Here is an 18,006-nt window from a genome sequence, read left to right as displayed (position 1 = left end):
GGTTGGAGTGAGGTTATCGTGTTTATTAAGCACTCACACATATTAGCTGGATTAGCCCTCGGCTTGTCCTTGTCCGCCATTGCCCCCGCTCAAGCAGAACCCGCCAACGGTGAGGTACTCGTTGCTCAGTTACGGGGCCACGTAGTAGAAGATCCCATCGAAGTTTATCGGGCAGATTGGTTAAAATTCAAATTTGAAGACTATGCCATTGGTCGGATTCGTGGTGTTACGGGAGATGTTGCCCAAGTGCAAATCATTTCTCCCTCTCACATCACCATGACCTATGATGTTGGTTTCACCACAGGTGAACGGGATGTTTACAAGGTAAGCACTCGGATGCCTGGTCAATGGCCAACTTTAGTGGCTGGTGCTGATGTCATCATGAAGGAAGTAGATGGCAAATGGGTCATTATTAGCGATAAGAAGCAAGACCTAGAAGTTTATCAAGCCTATGCTATGCCACAGTGGGTTTCTCGTCTAGATCTACGGGAAGTTGCCTTAGTTGAACGGACAGCCCTCGACTGGGATCGTCCTGACGTGAGTTTACCTCCTTTACGGCCTAGCACGGCTGTAATCACCCCTGCTCCCACTCCTGAACCCGTACCTGGTTTGTGGTAAGGTTTGTGTTGTCAGGGAGTTAGAGGATTTAGTGACAAGAGTAAAACTTAATTATTGGTAAACTAAGGCGATGCTTGATAAATGTATTATTAAGTATCGCCTTTGATCTATTTTTTCAGGCGAAAGATTTTTATGGCTTTAGATAGTAGCCCTTGCTTCGAGAAATTGTCTTTAAATTTCTTAAATTCTCCAGAATCAAACCATATTCCTCGACATTGAGCGCAGGTTTCATACCAAATCGGGTGTTTATCGAGATCAAGCATTTTGATCATAGAAATTTCACAGCGAGGACAAGGAATTTGAGCGTCTAACGCTTCTTGATGATTTTCCCAGTTAAGTTTACCAATATCAATACTTTCGGAACCCTTACGACGCTTTAATTCTTCAGCTTCTGATGAGTCAAACCAAATCCCTGCACATTGACAACAGCGATCAACTTCTATATTTTCATAGATAATTGTCTGAAGTTCTCCCTCGCATTTGGGACATATTAACATCTTCATTGGATTGTTTTATCACTAACTTACTTCTTCTAGGGTAGCTAAGTTTTATCAAGTCTCTTCAATTTTGCTTAAAATGGTCATCAGATTTTTTTTGACTTCGCTGATATGGAAAAAAACTCAAAAAGGCTGATTGGGTTAACGGGTGGTATTGCGACAGGAAAAACAACCGTATCCCGCTATTTAGTTGATAGTCATCATTTACCGGTTTTTGATGCTGATATTTATGCCAGAGAAGCGGTTAAACTCAATTCTCCAATACTTAAAGCAATTATTGAGCGATATGGGGAGATAATTTGTTTAGAAAATGGGGAATTAAATCGTCAAAAGTTAGGAGAAATTATTTTTAATGACTTGGGAGAAAAGCAATGGTTAGAAAATCAAATTCATCCCTATGTAAGAAAACGATTTAAAGACGAAATTGAGCAATCCGATGCGCCCATTATTGTTTTAGATATTCCCTTATTATTTGAATCAAAATTGACTTACTTAGTAACAGAAATTTGGGTTGTTTATTGTTCACTTGAGCAACAACTAAGAAGATTGATAGAAAGAAATCATCTCACTCAAGATCAAGCGATCGCCCGTATTAACAGTCAAGTATCCCTAGAAGAAAAGGTGAAGATGGCTGATGTTATTTTGGATAACTCTTCAACCTTAGCTCATCTCTATCAGCAGATTGATAAAGGGTTAACTTGAACTCTGCAAACATTAAAAAGAGGGTTTTTTTTCGGTTTTGATTTTTGATTGTGACTCCATTCGAGTAGTCGTCATCATCTTGATTTTTTGCTGAAAAACCAAGCCAAAAAATGGCATACTTTCAATTAAATAACGCTTCCAAAGACGCTGAGGTTCAGAGAGTAGACGATATAACCATTCTAGTCCCGCTTCGCTCATCCATTTAGGAGAACGGGGTTTATATCCAGCCTCGAAGTCAATAGTAGCCCCAATAGCCAAAAATGTCTTAATATTTGACAATTGTTTTTTATAGCGGTTGATCCATTTTTCCTGTTTAGGCGCACCTAAGCCCACCGCTAGGACAGTGGCTCCTGAACCTTGAATCCGGGCAATAATTTTCTGACATTCTTCCTCATCTTGTTCAAAGCCAAATTCAGGGGAATAACAGTCAACAATAATATTTCTTCCTACTTTTTCATTAATCTTCTCTTGCGCTTGCTGAGCAATTCCTGGCTTAGCTCCCAACAAAAATATTTTGATCTCTTCGTTGTCTTTATTGTATTCATAGAAAGCGGGAAACAAATCTGAACCAGAAATTTTTTCCCGAATTGGCGTGCCTAAAAATCGAGAAGCAAATTGAATAATTTTACTATCACAAATCCGATAATCAGACTGCTGATAAACTTGACGAAGCTCAGGATCTTTGCGTAATTTCATTAAATGATCAACATTAGGTGTTACAACGACCCCCCCTTGACTGTTGAGGTTAGCGAGAAGCTCTTGAGTCGATAGGTTATGGATAGCGACATCGAGAATTTTAACTGTCTTCATAGGAATTGAGTGAATGTAAGTTTTTTGCCTACTCTATTTGTGATCCGATTCGGATATATAAGTTCCTGTTAGCTTTGTCTACAAATTACGTATAACTTTTATGAAAAATTAAGTCATACAAAACGTGACGGAGATAACCTGAGCAGGATAAACTCCAAGCTAAAACCCTGTTGACTTAGCAAGCACCACTTTTGTCGAAAACCACTTGCAAGGTTTTGAGGATTAACCCCAAGTCATAGCCCAAAGACCATTTCCGTTGATAATTCACATCCATCTCAACGATGGCATCAAAGTCTTTAATGGCGGAACGGCCATTAACTTGCCATTCTCCTGTAATTCCGGGTCTAACGTTGAGGCGTTCCCAGTGGTGAGTTTCATAGTTTTCTACTTCGTCAACTGTGGGTGGACGGGTTCCCACTAAACTCATGTCTCCCATCAACACATTCCAAAATTGGGGAAACTCATCTAAGCTGGTACGACGAAGAAAGGCCCCTAAACGGGTAATGCGGGGATCATTAGTATTTTTAAAAATATGTCCGTTCGCTTCATTTTTGACTAAATGTTTGAGCTTATCGGCACCGACTACCATAGAGCGAAATTTCCAAATCCGAAAGGGACGACCATGTAACCCGCAACGAATCTGACTATAAAGTAAAGGGCCAGGATCTGAGATCGCCATGGAGAGGGCAATGGGAATCGCAATAATGCTGGTGATTCCTAGGCCCAATAAAGCACCGACGATATCTATGGCTCGTTTGAGCTTGTTATGGACAGAGGGATGGAGATATTTTAACTCAGACTCGGTTTGGATTAGGGATTTAGGATAGGACTTTTGAGTCCAACAGGTATGTGCAGTCATTGTCTTATCTCTAAAAGTTGTAGTTACCTAATCCAAGGATAACGGGACGATGTTTGCCATCATGTATATTTTCACGTTAGTTTTGTATAACTTCTTGTATAAGATCTTTAAACAACAAAAGATCATGAGCAAGTTTGACTTGTCCATTTTTCTAATAAAGTCTGAATAGACTGTTTAAACTGGTCTAGTTTGTCCCTGGCAGATAGCTTTCAAGGCAACTGATACACTAATAGAAGATGTTTTGACCCCAAAAATTCAGAATAGCTACCCTTTTTTCTAATTATCAGGAATCTTTAACAATGACTACCCACTTTATTACCGCAGAAATTGACCTGCAAGAAACGCCCCTAAAATTGCAACAAGCCATTGAAGCGGAACTGCAAAAACGGGGTGAACCCCTACGTTGGGCGATTACGGCGGTCGATTCCCAAGGGCAAACGGTTCAAGTTGAAGGAATTGTAACACCTTCCCACGGTGAAGGGGTTAAGTCCTAAACAGAACTTAACACCCATTGTCTCTTGATCTAGTGTAGTTTGAGGGGGAGTTTTTAAGCAAAACCCCCTCAAAGACTAAATCAGATGTTGATAATGACTTAGAGGAATTCCTGTCCGACGTTGTACATCAATAACCGATTGATAAGATCCATTTTTGTCTCGTTCTTCCACGATTTTGTGGGCTGCCTTTTGCTCAAGTCCACATTCAATTAATTGATGTTGAGAATAGGCATTTAAGCGTCTCCAAGATACCTCTAATTCTTGATTCAAGTCATAGGTAAAGGTGATTAAAGAAGCGATTTTTTTGACATAATTCTGCGGTAAACCTGCGATCTCTGATAATTCTTCAACAGAGGTAAAAATGTAACCTTGATGACGAACTGATTCAATATCATTGGCATAGACAATCGGCAGTCCTAAACCATAAACTAAATCATCTTTAGAACAGGTATTAATATCAATTTTTTCTTGGTTTCTTCCTGATGAATATTTGATATTTTTACCAGGAAAGGATTCTTTAGTCGGGTTCTCAAGGGAGAAAAAATTTTGCTTTAGATAAAAAGCTAATCCTATTTGGGATAACCAAATTATTAAAATTATCTCAGAAGAAGATAATAAAAAACTGGATATAACACAACCAAGTCCCACCCAAATCCAATTATTATGTTTGATTTTCTGTCCAGCATAAGCAATGGCTACTCCCCCCAAGACAGGAACCAAAGCTAACCAAAACCAAGTAGGATTATTATTTTGATGAGTAGGAAGTTTTGACATGGTTTAAACAATAGAGTCTCAATTAATTTTTATCAGTTTAAATAGAATCTAATATTTTTCTTCTTTTTTCTTCAAATTCTTCCGCCGTAATGATTCCTTGATCATAAAGCCTTTTAAGCTCAATTAATGTTGCCGCCTTATCTCTGGAAGATTCTTCAAAACGAGTCTGACTAGAGGTAATATACTGGTAATTAAATTTAGCATTAAAAGCTTGATCTGACATCAAAACCAATCCTAAAAATTCAAAAAAAGCAATAATACTGGGGATAAATGTCCAAGAAAAAATTAAGTAGAATATTCCCGCTAAATTCTCACCTAAATAAAATTTATGAATCCCAAAACATCCCACAAATAAAGCAAGTAAGGCGGCTACTAATCTATTTTTCATGATTTCTCCTAGCTAAGTTAATTGAAGAAAAAAAGATCTAAAATAATTTGGCAAAAGGTTGCTCGTAGCACATCCTAATTTTTGTTCTTAACATGAGCTAACATCCAATAAACAATAACCAGTCCAATTTGGGCTTCTAATAAAACCAAGTAACCCTTAATCCAATAATTCCAAGCTGTCAGAGAGTTAAGAGAAAATACCAATGCCCCTAACCCAAGGTAAGGCAAGAAGCGGAACCATCGAAAACTGTTTCTCGTCCTATGGGAAATCATTGAAGTTTAAATTGAGTAATCCTTGTTATATTTTAGCGTGAACTACCCCAACTCATGGCAAGCAGAAGAGATGGGGACTTCTGCCACAACTTTTGTCAAATAATTATCAGACTTTAGAACAGGTGACACTAAAGGTTAAAATATATTCGCTTTGATGCACAAAAAACCGTTAACAGAATCACAACCAGGAAGGTTCATGAGTAGAAAATATCACGTTTACGGTGTCGGCAATGCTTTAGTTGACATGGAGTTTGCTGTTACCCCCTCCTTACTCCAAGAATTGAACATTGATAAAGGGGTAATGACTTTGGTTGATGAAATTCGTCAAGGGGAGATTATTGAAAAATTAAATGGTAATCTTTGTAAACAAAGCGGTGGTGGTTCGGCAGCGAATACCATGGTGGCTCTTAGTCAGTTTGGGGCCAAAGGATTTTACTCTTGTAAAGTCGCTCCAGATGAGGCGGGAATTTTCTATTTAAAAGACTTACAAACCTGTGGACTAGATACCAATGTTCACAATGGTAATGAGGAAATCGGAACTACGGGAAAATGTTTGGTCATGGTTACTCCTGACGCTGATCGTACCATGAATACGTTTTTGGGCATTAGCAGCGGTCTTTCCATAGCGGAATTAGTCCCAGAAGCGATCGCAGACTCGGAATATCTCTATCTCGAAGGGTATTTAGTGACTTCTCCTACTGCCCAAACTGCTGCGATTAAAGCGCGAGAAATCGCCGAAAATTCGGGAGTAAAAACTACTTTTTCCCTCTCCGATCCCAATATGGTGGAATTTTTTAAAGAAGGATTATTAAACATTATTGGCTCAGGGGTAGATGTGATTTTTGCGAATGAAGCTGAGGCCCTAAAAATGGCCAACACAACGGATTTTTCTGAAGCGATCGCCCATTTCAAAACCTTAGCAAAAGGGTTTGCCATTACTCGCGGCTCTCAGGGGTCTATTATTTTCGATGGCCAAGAAATTCTGGAAATCACTGCCTACCCTGTGAAAGCGGTTGATACCGTTGGAGCGGGGGATATGTACGCCGGAGCCTTCCTCTATGGTATCACCCACGGACTGACCTATGCTCAAGCCGGAGATTTAGCCTCCCGTGCCTCTTCTCAGATTGTTACTAGCTATGGGCCACGTTTAGCGACAGAAGACTTGAAAGCCCTGCTCAACACCTAAAAATCAGATTCTAGGGGTGATGGGAAGATTTTCCCATCACCCCCTCACTTCAGGCTAAAAATCAGTGATTTTCACTGCCATTGCCATTAGATTCGCGGGGTTGAATAACCCCAAAACCCCCATGATTTCGCATATAGATCACATTGATTTCATTGGTGTCTTGATTGCAGAACATATAGAAGTCATGATCGACTAATTGTAGTTGCTGTTTCGCTTCTTCAATAGACATCGGTGGCATGGCAAAATATTTCATCCGTACCACTTCAGGGGGCAATTCTGGCTGGCGATCGCCGATTAAATCCCCATCAATTTCTTTCCCAGGAATCACTTCTCCTATTTTCGCCAAAGGTTGAGCTTTATGATCGCTAATTCTCTCTTTATATTTACGAAGCTGACGGGTAATTTTATCAGACACTAAATCAATGCTCGCGTAGAGACTTTCACTCCCTTCTTGAGCGCGAATTACGGTGCCATTGGCATAAACAGTTACTTCTGCTTTATGCTTATCAGAAATGCGAGCATTCCGCGCCACTGATAGATGAACATCAACTTTAGTGGTTAAAGTTTGATAGTGTTTAACCGCATTCTCTAGCTTTTGCTGCACGTAATCATGAATGGCTTCCGTGACATCAATATTATTGCCTTGAATTAAAAGCTTCATACTCAATACTCCATTCTCAGTTTCATTGTTGTAAAATTCAAAGAGCAAAAAAAAAGGAAATGTGATTCCCTCCCCTCGGAGAAACTTTGATCAGCTAACCAGATTGATTCAATAGCAATGGAGTAGCATACTTCCGTCTATTCATTAGATTTTTTGACCTCTTTTCAGCAATCTTAATGAACATCAAATTTTCTCTGAATTGTCTTCCATTAAGATTCGTTAATGATAAAATGATTAGGATGCACTGTCCTCTCAATTGATCCTAATGTTTCTCTCCTAAACCCGATCATCCCTCCTTGATCAACTCAGTTTTATCAGTCAGAAAGCTCATCGTTCCTTGTACTCCTAAGAAACTCCCAACTTTAGTGGTTCGTTGGTTAACTAGGAGAGGGATCTGCTAGAAAAAAACTGTCTTTGGCGGCGTTTCTTTCAACAGCTTTCTCCGGTGCAAACTTTCTATACTTTTAGACTAACACTTTGTATTGTCCTAAACATAGCTCTTGGATTTCTTTTCATGTTCCTTTGCATCTCTTTATATTTCTTAATAATTTAAGAATAAACTTAACCAATGACTCGATCAACTCCTACCCCCCATAGACAACGGCCATGTCTGCTTCAAGTCCTAGGAATCACGCCTTACCAAGTCGCCTGGGAGAGACAGCGATCGCTAGTTGAACAGAGGATTCAAGATCCCAGTTTAGACGATATTTTACTATTATTAGAGCATCCCCCCGTTTATACTTTAGGAACGGGGGCGGATGTAAAGTTTCTTAAATTTGACCCAGTAACTGCCCCTTGGGAAGTCCATCGCATTGAAAGGGGAGGGGAAGTCACCTATCATTGTCCTGGTCAATTAGTGGGTTATCCTATCCTTAATTTACGTTATTATCAACCGGATTTACATTGGTATTTAAGGCAACTGGAAGAAGTGATTATTCAGGTATTAAAAAATTATCAACTTCCCGGAAAAAGGAGGGAAGGTTTCACCGGAGTTTGGGTCGATGGTTATAAGGTTGCTGCCATCGGAATTAAAGTCAAACGTTGGATTACAATGCACGGATTTTCTCTCAATGTTTGTCCTGATTTAACAGGTTTTCAAGCCATTATTCCCTGTGGTATTCCAGACAAACCTGTGGGGAGTTTAGCCCAATTTATCCCTCATCTTCAATTAGAAGAAATTCGTCAAAAGATTGCTGAAGAATTTGCCCAAGTTTTTCAGGTTAAATTGATTGAGAATAATTGATTTCATTCTTGAGTAGGGGTCAACGTTCGTTGACCCCGACAGAAGTTAAAGTTATTAAAATATTTCTTCTTCTTGATAAGTTAAAATAGTACAGTTAGAAGTTGGATAAGCCGCACAGGTAAGCACATAACCCGCATCCACTAAAGGATATCCCAAAAATTGAACCGCTTGGGCTGTTTGTTCGACAGTTCCTTCTAAGACTTTTCCCGTACATACGGTACAAGCAGCCGCACAACAACAAGCAGGAAGATCAATTCCCTGTTCTTTGGCTTTATCGAGAATAACTTGATTCCCAGACACCATAATTGTCTGTTTTGACTGATTTTTCGGGTTGATCAAGGTGACAGAAAACTCTTTTTGGTGATTAGTCATATTTATTACGATCCTTCACTGGATATTGAATAACAGCAGGATTTACCCGTCTATCCCTAGAGTTCCCAAAACTGGGGAGGAAGTTAACAATCACTGTTAATGAGTTTGTAGTAAGCCTTTTAAGGCTGATTTCTAGGGCTAAAGCCCCAACGACGAACTAAGATAAATTAATCATCAATTTTCTTGACTTGATCTTGAGGATTAGAATTCTGAGAATTTTTATCTAACCAAGTTGCTAAACTATCAGATAACTTAGCCAGAGATTCTATTAAATCAGGGGAAATAGTTTGGGGTAGCTCACTAGAGCGGATGTTTAAGTCTTGTTGAGGAAAAGGTATTTCAATTCCTTCTTCTCTAAATTTTGTATCAAGTTGGAAATAAAGATCGCTTTTAATCTGAAATTGTTTATAAGGTTTACTGATCCAAACTAATAAACTAAAATTGAGAGAACTATCGCCAAATTCCACAAAAAAGACTTGAGGAGAAGGCATTGATAGGACTTCCCGATGACTTTTAGCGGTTTCAATTAAAACTTCTTTGACCTTCTCTAAATCAGAACCATAGGCCACACCAATGGGAATTTTTAAGCGGGAAATTGGACTATAATGACTCCAGTTAATCACCTCTGATTCTAAGAATCGAGAATTAGGTAAAATGACCGAAACTTGATCTAAAGTTCGGATTTCTGTACTGCGGACACCAATACGTTCTACAGTTCCCATTAATCCACTAACTTCAACAAAATCACCAATCTGAATTGGTCGTTCAAAAATTAAGACTAAACCACTGACAAATTCTTTAGCAATTCCTTGAAGTCCTAGGCCAATTCCTACCCCTAAAACACTGGCAAAAACTGTTAAGGAACTAAGATCAAGTCCCCAAACTTGTAATACTACAATAGTGCCTAAAAAAATGAGAGTATAATTAACAATTAAAGCGGTGGTATCTTGTACCCCTCGGTTTAATCCAGTGGCACTCAATAACTTGGATTTAAGAATACGACTAACGGTTTGAGTCAAGAGAACCAAACCGACTAATAATCCTGCTAAAATAAAGAAATCAAGCACTGAATATCTATCATTTCCTAGGGGAAAGATATCTGTGATCAAACTAACTTTTAGAATTTCAATAACATCTTGACTCCATTCTCTTGTTTGAGGGAAAAGGTGACTAATATAGAACAAAGAACAAATCCAAATAATGCCACGAATTACGATTAAGAGTATCAAAAATCCCAGATTAATCTTGGAAGAAGTTGTCTGAGGAATTGCTGTTAATGGTTGGGTAGAAGGAGGAGTTAAAGATGGACTGGTTGCCCCATCTTTTTTCTCTGATGGCTTCAGAAATCTTTGCCAAAATACTCCCAATTTCCAGGAGATAATAAAAGTAATAAAAAGAACTACTATAGCAATAATAGTAGACTTGATTAAATATTGGGGTGTGCGTTCATATTCGGCTTTTCTAATAGATATTTCTAAGATGTTTTTCCATAGTATAGCTTGTTCCTGTAAAGTACGACCTGTCGGTACATCATTTGAGGTGACAGAAATTAAATAAGCTCCTTGAATTTGAATCACAGGAACATCTTTAGTCGTATCAAGATTTACGGTAATAGGTGGTTGGTTTTGAGCGAGAATTTTTTGCAGTTGATTATTAGCATCATTCGCTCTTCTTTCAGCCGTATATTGACCTGATTCACTCACATAAAAGAGGGTTCTTCCTTCTAGGATAATGGGTGCTGTTGGCTTTTCTTGTGCTAAAATTGGCATGATTAAGCCTGTTCCTGCCAGAGTCATTAATAAAACTAAAAGCCAGGTGATCGCAGAGTTAAAGATAGGCCAAAGATGACGATTTGTGGGAAACAACATGAACAATAATAATGAGCCATTAATTAATATTATAACATTCGCCTCATACTTATGTTATAAGTATGATATATTAGTTTAATATTTTCTACCCCACGACTTCTATGCTGATATTTCGAGAGGAACAATTAGGCGATGAAGCAGGAATTAGAGAGGTCAATTTATCAGCTTTTGGACAAACAATAGAAGCTGATATTGTTGATTGTCTAAGAACAAAATCTTCTTGTCAAAAAATTGCGTTTGTTGCTGTCTTAGATTTAAGGATAGTAGGTTATATTCTTTTTACCCCTATTATCATTGAAAATTCAAGGAATATTCTCACAGGAATGGGACTTGCTCCTTTAGCAGTTATTCCAGAATTTCAAGGTCAAGGAATTGGTTCGAATTTAACTAAAATTGCCTTAGAATCTATCAAAAATAAAGGCTATCCTTTTGTAATAGTGTTAGGAGAACCAAGTTATTATTCTCGTTTTGGTTTTGTCCCTGCCTATCATTATAATATCATCTCTGAATATCAAGATATTCCCCAAGAAGCATTGATGATTTTAGAGTTTGATATAGAAGCATTAAAAGGGATTTCAGGGATAGCAAAATATCAACCTGAATTTTCAGAAGCGGTCTAAATTTATCTGAGAAATCAAGGTTCTTGCGGCTTCTTTTGCTGCATCTCTAAACGGCAATAAAACCAAGTCTGCACCCTTGTCATCAAGAATCTCCATTTCCCGTTTAGTATGACTGGTTAAGGCAATTTTACCGGCAAACTTTCGGTGTTGTAATGTATGTAATAAAGTTAGTCCAATGCGTTCTCCTGGTAGGGTACTAATCACCCATTTTGCCTCATTTAAAGGGAGAGTAGCGGCAAATTCCGGGTCTTCAGCATCCCCATAAAATGCCAAGATTCCTCGACTACGCCAAACCCTAACTAATTCAGGATCAAAATCCACTCCTAAAACCTTTAATCCTTCCCCTTGTAAATCTTTAATTAAACTACCCCCATAACGTCCTAATCCGAATAAAATAACATCAACAGGAGGAAGATCAACCCCCTCTAAATCCCCTAATTTTTGTTGTGAATGGGGGATTAATCGTTCTAAATTAGATAAGATAGGAGATAACCATTCATAAATAGTGTGGGAATCAATAATCATATAAGTAGACACCCCCATAGTAATTAATCCCACCAAAGTAATTAACCCTAAAACATTCTCATTAATATGACCTAAACTAACCCCTAATGTGGCAATAATCAGAGAAAATTCACTAATTTGACCAAGGGATAAACTGGTAATCATGCTAGTATATTTACGATAGCCCATAGAACTTACTAATACCATAACCATTAAAGGTTTACCTAATAGAACAAAAAGAGAAAGAATTATAGCTGAGAAAACTTCAGTTCCTAAATGTTCAACATTAATATGAATCCCCAAATTAATAAAGAAAAAGAGCAATAAAAAATCTCGTAAACTGACTAATTTTGCCCCTAAAATTGCCCGATAAGATGTAGAAGCTAAGGCCACTCCCGCCATAAATGCCCCTACTTCCTTACTAAATCCTAAACTATCTCCAATTGCCGCCAAACTAATTGCCCAAGCAATAGCAAAAATCAATAATAATTCGGTAGAATAAGCCAACTTATGCAGTAACTTAGGCAAAACATAGCGAGTTAATAAAGCAATACATAATAGAAAGAAACTTCCTTTAAGAAAAACCGTCAAAATTTCTTGCCCTAAAGACTGATTAGAGGTTTCACTAAAGGCCGTTAAAAGAATCATAGCCACAACCACAACCAAATCTTGAACAATGAGAACCCCTAAAGCAATGCGACCATGTAAAGCATCAATTTCTCGTTTATCCGATAATAATTTAACGACAATAATGGTACTAGAAAAAGTTAAAGTAAGACCAATATAAAACGCTGAAATACCTGTAAAGCCTAAAAGAATCCCCAATAAATAACCCAAGCCTCCCGTGAGCAAAATTTGCCCCATTCCGGCAATTATTGCCACAGGGCCAACCGCTTGAATTTCATGGGGATCAAGCTTTAATCCCACCACAAATAATAATAAAGCAATACCCAATTCTGCTAATAATTCTACCTCTTGATTAGCAGACACTAACCCTAAACCGGCCGGCCCAATGAGGATACCGACAATAATAAACGCCATAATTAGCGGTTGACGCAGCCAAAGGGCCAAAGCACCCACAACCGTAGCGATCGCCAAAATACAGGCAATTTCCGAAAAGACATTGCTGAAACTTATCATAATAAAATCTTTTGATAGTTGTTTTTAATCTAATTGTAGAATCAAGTTATAAGCTTTTTCGATGATTGGCTTTCAAAATTGGAACCAAAAAATAACCCGATAGGGGGAGGGTATTCCCCTTTTTGTTAAGTACATTAGGAATAGAGAGAACAAGGGATGCGAGGAGGATCAACCATGAAACGCAACATTTTAAGCACATTATTAATCGTTACTCCCCTCATATTAGCCAGCCCAGTGATGGCCGGCAATCCAGCCCAGGTGCAAAAATTGTTAGAGACAGGGCAATGTAAAGCCTGTGATCTGTCTAATGAAGATTTAAGATATGCTCATTTAATCGGGGCAGACTTAAGGGATGCTAACCTACAAGGAGCTAACCTCACAGAAGCTAACCTAGAAGGGGCTGATTTAACGGGAGCCAACTTGAAAGGGGCTGATTTAACAGGGGCAATGGTGACTAATGCCAGCCTTAATGACGCTAATCTAGATAATGTTAACTTTACTCAAGCCATGATCTATGATGCCGATGTGACAGGAGCATCAATGGAAAATCTCAATATTACCAATGCTCAAATCTACAATACGGGGATTGGTATTGGAGGAGAAGAACCATAATTGTGATTATAGGGGCAATGCCTCTATGCTTGCCCCAAAACGATGAAACTTCAAGTCAAAGTTAAACCCAACGCCAAACAGCAAAAAATTGAAGAATCTGCTGATGGAAGTTTAATCATTTCTTTAAAATCTCCCCCTGTTGATGGCAAAGCGAATCGTGAATTAATCGAAATCTTAGCCAAACGGTTTAATGTTTCTAAATCCCAAATTTTAATTAAATCTGGGGCATCTTCTCGTCATAAATTGATTGATATTGAGACACGAAATGAAGAGATTTAAGGGAACAGGGAACGGAGAACACAAAATAAAGTAGGGATCAACGGCCGTTGACCCCTACAGTTGCCTGATCCGTAGCGTTATATCCCATAAAAAAAAATAATCTCTCCGAAGAGAGACTTAACAAAACAATCAGTGTTGGTAATAATTAGCGAGTAACTTGTTGTACCAAGGCCATCACATCGCTTCGACTGAGTTTTTCTTTCCCTAAGGCCATGACTTCCAGAGTTCCATAGGCCAAAGCTAGAGGAATTTTACAGAAATCTAAAGCCGGGCCAGGGGGCAAAGATTTGGTATAGAGATCCGCTAATTTGAGATTACGACGGGCGTATTGATGAACATCTTCAATGTGCCATCCTTGGGGAATAAAGTTCACCCCACGGCGTAAGTCTTCCCGATGATTACGGACAATGTTAACAGACTGTAATCCTCGACCAAACCCAATAGCATAGGTTCGGTTGGTTTGGGTGCCATCGTACCATGCCCACAAATCGGATAAAAGTAGTCCAACAGCCCCGGCCACACTGAAGGTATACTGATCTAAATTAGCTTCCGTACGGATTGTCCAGTTATTCTCGGCCCAATAGGCCATGCGATCGGCCATGGCCGCCGTAGCATCCCAAATCCGGGGGGCGATGGAATCTGGTGCCAGTAAGGCCCATTGTCCTAACCGTAGCGTCACATCTGGTAGACAATGACTATAAGGCATCAATCCCGCCGAAAAATCCTCTACCCCAGAGTTTTCCCTAGCTGCCTGTAAATTAAGGCTCATTTGGCGCAGGATTTTAGCTTTGGTAAAGTTATTGAGGTCAGGGTTGTCTTCGACTTCATCAATAGCACGCATACACAGATAGGCAGAGGCAACGGCATCCTGTAAGCTATCTGGAAGACGGCTAATCGGGATATAGAAGGTTCGACTCGTTTCTTTAAGGGTCTTCAGGGCATTATTTCGTAAATTCATTCATTTAACTCCTCACGCCAACTTAAGCATTAGCATACACTTACTTATTTGTGAGATCCCACTAAACTATTGTGAAGTTCCTGACATACGGAAGTTTTGGGTTTTACCATGCTAGTTAGAGATTAGGACGAGATTTTCATAAAGATGGTGTCCATTGTATTATGGTTCGCCAAAATTTGCCGCAATTATTGATTTTCCTTTGGTGAGACAGGGGAACAGATAGGATTTTATTTACTCCTGACTGATTAGCTAAATTATTGTAACTTCTTATACAGTTTTCCTGAATTTAGCAGATCCTCAAGATTTTGTCTTGTTTTTTCCTCGGCAAGTTTAGGCCTTAATCATAGATATTTTTTGCCAAAAATCCCTAAAGTAATTTTAACTAAAGGATTATAAAGATTTTAAGCCTTGAGCAATTTAACCGTTATGATATTAATTAGAAGCGATAATAATAATCAATTATTCTTGATGTTTATTTAGCTGTCAGATCAAGAATTCATAACAATTACCTCCCCTTCTAATAACCCAAATGGATCTCACCCAAGAAAAGATCAATCATTGGCTTATTCCTCGTCAAAGAAACATTCTTCGACCTGGTACTGATCAAGTTCCCACTCAAATTTTAGTGGGCATTTATACCCTTGATTTGGCAAAAATTAATGAAGTTGAACAAACATTTTATATCGACTTTTATTTAGGATTACAATGGCATGATCCGCGTCTAGATCCCCAACTCTATAATCAGTCTTTACCCATTTATCAACGAAATCTTGATGAAGTTTGGCATCCCAATATTCATATTATTAACCAACGTCAATTAACCAAAGAACTCGATGAAATTGTTCATGTTAATCCCGAAGGAATTGTGACCTATCGACAGCGATTTTATGGAGAATTAGCCACAACTCTCGATCTGAAACGCTTTCCTTTTGATGAACAACTAATCAAAATTGAACTAATTTCTTTCAGCTATTCTCCAGAAGAAATTAACTTTTTAGGGGCAGATGCCCTGAATGGGATTAATAATGAAATATCCTTAGTTAATTGGTCTGTTCAAGACATTAGTACCCATATTCATTCCCATTATATTCAACCAGAACAACGAAATTATGCCCAGTTTGATTATCAAATAAAAGTCAAACGCTATTCTAGTTTTTATGCTTGGCGTGTCCTGTTACCAGTGGCTTTAATTGTCTTTATGTCTGACTTGGTTTTTTGGTTGGAACCCAGCCAAATTATTCCTCAAATTACTTTAGCAACTGCCACCATGGTTAGTTTAATTACTTATCAATTTGTGCTGCGTCAAGAATTACCCCGAATGGCTTATTTAACCGCCGAAGATAAGGTAATTGTTGGCTCAATGTTATTAGTTTTTCTTGCCTTAATAGAATCTGTTACCAGTATTAATTTAGTGGCAGAAGGCTATCATGATTTAGCCTTATCTCTTGATGCAATGTTACGCTGGTTAGTTCCTTTGTTATTCACCGCTTTAGCTGCTTTTGCATTTTGGGTTTGATCCCCCTAAATCTCTATTACAAAGGGGGTTAGTTTGAACCCTAAAGGGTTAAACTATACACACAAAACCTGCCTACGCAGGTTTAAAATTTAGTTGTCTAATCCTTTAAAATTAAAGTTAAAAACTCGATTAATGTCATCGCAGATAAGAACTTTTTACCATGAGAATTGGTTTCTACCATCCAACCTTTTACCCTGTGGGGTGAACCCCATAACTCTAAATGTTCAACGGATGGATCTGCATAAAAACTCAGGTTTCCTGTTCCTAATATAGCAGAACTCCAATGGGTAAATTCATCATGACTGACGCGATAAATGGGAAAATTACTGATTAAAGGAACCCCCCACCCATCAAAGGCAATTAACCCCTTAATTGTACCCCCTTTTAATTGCCATAACCAAGCAGCATTAATCGCACCAACTACCCCCGCACTAAAACTAATTATCATTAATTCCTGAGAGGTGTTTTTACAGTTTTCTTGGAGAAATTGTAAAATATGAAACCCAGAATAAGCGGGATATTTGTCAATGGGAAATACTAATAAATTATCAGATTTATTAAAAGTGTTGTTAATAAATTGATTAGTTAATTCTAGCTCATGAATACCAGGACAAATTAAATACAATAATCATCACCTAAAATTTAATTAAACACCAGTTTACGAACATTAGGATAAGCTAGAGGGCGCAATGCTTGCGCCCCTACAAGTGGACAAATTGGGACGTAGGGGCGTATGGCATACGCCCTCTCTTTGATAACTTTTTAATGATCACTATTAACATTTAAAGCTGCTATCATTGCCTGTTGACTAACAGTTTGATAGACTTGTTGTAGATGATCTTTAACAATTTTTGCCTCCTCATGAGCTAAAGGAATTCGCCCTAAAACATCTAAAACTGTTTGGCCATCTGAAGGCGGAACAATAACCACTAAAGAGGGATCTAAAGGTTGAGCATACTGCCAAAATGCTCTTAGATCTAACTCATGAGATGGCTCAGTAATTTTAGTCTTTTTGTTACTTTTCTTAGCTTCTTTTTGATAGGTTTCTTCTATCTTACTGCCAGTTTCTTCTATCTGACGACAACGTAATTCCCGTAAACCTTCTAAAATTTGCGCTTTTGATCTGCCTCTTAATTGAAAAATAACAAAGGGATCTTCACTAAAACGATCAGCTAATTGATAATAAATTGCCCCAATATGTTTACAGGGGTTTGCTTTATCGGGACAAGTACAATATGATCTAACATCAGACAACTGAAAAGGAAAAATACTTAAGCCATTTTGGGTAAAAACCCTTTCAATATTATTCGGCATTTCTCCCGCTAAAAGTTGGGCGGAAAAAATCGCTTTTTCTGATAAAGTTTGCATCACATAATTCCAGTCTTCATCAGTAAAAGGAGCAAGGGAAAGGGAAACTTGATAGGGTTCCACTTCGCTGCCTTGAACTTTCGCTAAAACTTGCGCTCCCTCAAACTCAATACTCAGAACATTGCCTTCTCTAGCATAAATTCTCGCCCTTTCCAACCGTTTTTTAAACCGATAAGAATCTAATAATTCTAACCAACGTTGCACCCACCATTCTTGTTGAGGTAAATTCGGATCTTGATTATTTAATAAATCTGCTCTTGTCATT

The 18,006-nt window shown here is 38.3% G+C and carries 22 protein-coding genes; 9 read left to right on the top strand and 13 right to left on the bottom strand.

All coding sequences use genetic code 11. From position 1 onward, the window contains the following. Positions 1-24 precede the first annotated feature (24 nt). On the top strand, positions 25-618 hold the full coding sequence (locus VB715_RS13135; protein WP_323301729.1) for a hypothetical protein: 594 nt from the start codon (positions 25-27) through the stop codon (positions 616-618). Positions 619-725: 107 nt separating this feature from the next. Here VB715_RS13135 and VB715_RS13130 read toward each other — a convergent pair whose 3' ends face one another. Continuing rightward, on the bottom strand, positions 726-1,121 hold the full coding sequence (locus tag VB715_RS13130) for a zf-TFIIB domain-containing protein (protein ID WP_323301667.1): 396 nt from the start codon (positions 1,119-1,121) through the stop codon (positions 726-728). A gap of 105 nt (positions 1,122-1,226) precedes the next feature. Between VB715_RS13130 and coaE the strand changes: the two genes are divergently transcribed. After that, positions 1,227-1,817, top strand: a complete 591-nt coding sequence (gene coaE, locus VB715_RS13125) for a dephospho-CoA kinase (RefSeq protein WP_323301666.1) — start codon at positions 1,227-1,229, stop codon at positions 1,815-1,817. A gap of 12 nt (positions 1,818-1,829) precedes the next feature. On the opposite strand, the gene VB715_RS13120 is transcribed toward coaE, so the two are convergent. Both VB715_RS13120 and VB715_RS13115 read right to left on the bottom strand, forming a co-directional pair. Then, positions 1,830-2,627, bottom strand: a complete 798-nt coding sequence (locus VB715_RS13120) for a WecB/TagA/CpsF family glycosyltransferase (protein WP_323301665.1) — start codon at positions 2,625-2,627, stop codon at positions 1,830-1,832. Positions 2,628-2,802: 175 nt separating this feature from the next. Then, positions 2,803-3,486, bottom strand: a complete 684-nt coding sequence (locus VB715_RS13115) for a sugar transferase (RefSeq protein ID WP_323301664.1) — start codon at positions 3,484-3,486, stop codon at positions 2,803-2,805. A 299-nt stretch (positions 3,487-3,785) separates the two neighbouring features. On the opposite strand from VB715_RS13115, the gene VB715_RS13110 reads away from it, so the two are divergent. After that, on the top strand, positions 3,786-3,980 hold the full coding sequence (locus VB715_RS13110) for a hypothetical protein (RefSeq protein WP_323301663.1): 195 nt from the start codon (positions 3,786-3,788) through the stop codon (positions 3,978-3,980). Positions 3,981-4,055: 75 nt separating this feature from the next. Here the strand turns inward: VB715_RS13110 and VB715_RS13105 are convergent, their stop codons facing one another. The 3 genes from VB715_RS13105 to VB715_RS13095 all read right to left on the bottom strand — a co-directional run bounded on the left by VB715_RS13105 (position 4,056) and on the right by VB715_RS13095 (position 5,414). Further along, positions 4,056-4,754, bottom strand: coding sequence for a helix-hairpin-helix domain-containing protein (locus VB715_RS13105; RefSeq protein WP_323301662.1), 699 nt, complete (start codon positions 4,752-4,754; stop codon positions 4,056-4,058). A 37-nt stretch (positions 4,755-4,791) separates the two neighbouring features. Beyond that, positions 4,792-5,142 (bottom strand): NINE protein, encoded by a 351-nt coding sequence (locus VB715_RS13100; protein WP_323301661.1) that lies wholly within the window; start codon positions 5,140-5,142, stop codon positions 4,792-4,794. A 74-nt stretch (positions 5,143-5,216) separates the two neighbouring features. Then, entirely contained in the window at positions 5,217-5,414 is a 198-nt protein-coding gene (locus VB715_RS13095; RefSeq protein WP_323301660.1) for a hypothetical protein, read from the bottom strand. Between the two features lie 196 nt (positions 5,415-5,610). Between VB715_RS13095 and VB715_RS13090 the strand changes: the two genes are divergently transcribed. After that, positions 5,611-6,600 carry an adenosine kinase gene (locus tag VB715_RS13090; RefSeq protein WP_323301659.1) on the top strand — a complete coding sequence of 330 codons (990 nt, stop codon included), beginning with the start codon at positions 5,611-5,613 and terminating at the stop codon, positions 6,598-6,600. Between the two features lie 61 nt (positions 6,601-6,661). On the opposite strand, the gene hpf is transcribed toward VB715_RS13090, so the two are convergent. After that, entirely contained in the window at positions 6,662-7,261 is a 600-nt protein-coding gene (gene hpf, locus VB715_RS13085; protein ID WP_323301658.1) for a ribosome hibernation-promoting factor, HPF/YfiA family, read from the bottom strand. A 568-nt stretch (positions 7,262-7,829) separates the two neighbouring features. Here hpf and lipB point away from each other — a divergent pair. After that, positions 7,830-8,504, top strand: a complete 675-nt coding sequence (gene lipB / locus VB715_RS13080; protein WP_323301657.1) for a lipoyl(octanoyl) transferase LipB — start codon at positions 7,830-7,832, stop codon at positions 8,502-8,504. Between the two features lie 54 nt (positions 8,505-8,558). Here lipB and VB715_RS13075 read toward each other — a convergent pair whose 3' ends face one another. Together VB715_RS13075 and VB715_RS13070 are read right to left on the bottom strand one after the other, a co-directional pair. Continuing rightward, a complete protein-coding gene (locus VB715_RS13075; RefSeq protein ID WP_323301656.1) occupies positions 8,559-8,876 on the bottom strand; it encodes a 2Fe-2S iron-sulfur cluster-binding protein in 318 nt (105 codons plus the stop codon). A gap of 167 nt (positions 8,877-9,043) precedes the next feature. Next, entirely contained in the window at positions 9,044-10,744 is a 1,701-nt protein-coding gene (locus VB715_RS13070) for a mechanosensitive ion channel family protein (protein WP_323301655.1), read from the bottom strand. A gap of 101 nt (positions 10,745-10,845) precedes the next feature. Between VB715_RS13070 and VB715_RS13065 the strand changes: the two genes are divergently transcribed. Further along, positions 10,846-11,364 carry an N-acetyltransferase gene (locus VB715_RS13065; protein WP_323301654.1) on the top strand — a complete coding sequence of 173 codons (519 nt, stop codon included), beginning with the start codon at positions 10,846-10,848 and terminating at the stop codon, positions 11,362-11,364. Here VB715_RS13065 and VB715_RS13060 read toward each other — a convergent pair. Further along, positions 11,350-13,008: a cation:proton antiporter family protein gene (locus VB715_RS13060; RefSeq protein ID WP_323301653.1), complete on the bottom strand. Its 1,659-nt coding sequence runs from the start codon at positions 13,006-13,008 to the stop codon at positions 11,350-11,352. The two genes, VB715_RS13065 and VB715_RS13060, sit on opposite strands and share 15 nt — an antisense overlap. A gap of 174 nt (positions 13,009-13,182) precedes the next feature. Between VB715_RS13060 and VB715_RS13055 the strand changes: the two genes are divergently transcribed. Beyond that, a complete protein-coding gene (locus VB715_RS13055; RefSeq protein ID WP_323301652.1) occupies positions 13,183-13,620 on the top strand; it encodes a pentapeptide repeat-containing protein in 438 nt (145 codons plus the stop codon). Between the two features lie 42 nt (positions 13,621-13,662). Further along, the gene (locus VB715_RS13050) at positions 13,663-13,899 is read left to right on the top strand and encodes a DUF167 domain-containing protein (protein WP_323301651.1); all 237 of its coding nucleotides are present in this window, start codon (positions 13,663-13,665) and stop codon (positions 13,897-13,899) included. A gap of 145 nt (positions 13,900-14,044) precedes the next feature. On the opposite strand, the gene VB715_RS13045 is transcribed toward VB715_RS13050, so the two are convergent. Beyond that, the gene (locus VB715_RS13045; RefSeq protein WP_323301650.1) at positions 14,045-14,857 is read right to left on the bottom strand and encodes a phytoene/squalene synthase family protein; all 813 of its coding nucleotides are present in this window, start codon (positions 14,855-14,857) and stop codon (positions 14,045-14,047) included. A 529-nt stretch (positions 14,858-15,386) separates the two neighbouring features. Here VB715_RS13045 and VB715_RS13040 point away from each other — a divergent pair. Further along, the gene (locus VB715_RS13040) at positions 15,387-16,373 is read left to right on the top strand and encodes a flagellar biosynthesis protein FlgM (protein WP_323301649.1); all 987 of its coding nucleotides are present in this window, start codon (positions 15,387-15,389) and stop codon (positions 16,371-16,373) included. A 97-nt stretch (positions 16,374-16,470) separates the two neighbouring features. Here the strand turns inward: VB715_RS13040 and VB715_RS13035 are convergent, their stop codons facing one another. Further along, positions 16,471-16,998, bottom strand: coding sequence for a hypothetical protein (locus VB715_RS13035; protein WP_323301648.1), 528 nt, complete (start codon positions 16,996-16,998; stop codon positions 16,471-16,473). 137 nt (positions 16,999-17,135) lie between these two features. Next, positions 17,136-18,005, bottom strand: a complete 870-nt coding sequence (locus VB715_RS13030) for an SWIM zinc finger family protein (RefSeq protein ID WP_323301647.1) — start codon at positions 18,003-18,005, stop codon at positions 17,136-17,138. Between the last annotated feature and the right edge of the window lies 1 nt (position 18,006).

Source organism: Crocosphaera sp. UHCC 0190 (genome assembly GCF_034932065.1).
Taxonomy (GTDB): domain Bacteria; phylum Cyanobacteriota; class Cyanobacteriia; order Cyanobacteriales; family Microcystaceae; genus UHCC-0190.
The sequence above is the reverse complement of the archived record's forward strand: the minus strand, read 5'-3'. Positions and strand labels throughout refer to the sequence as shown.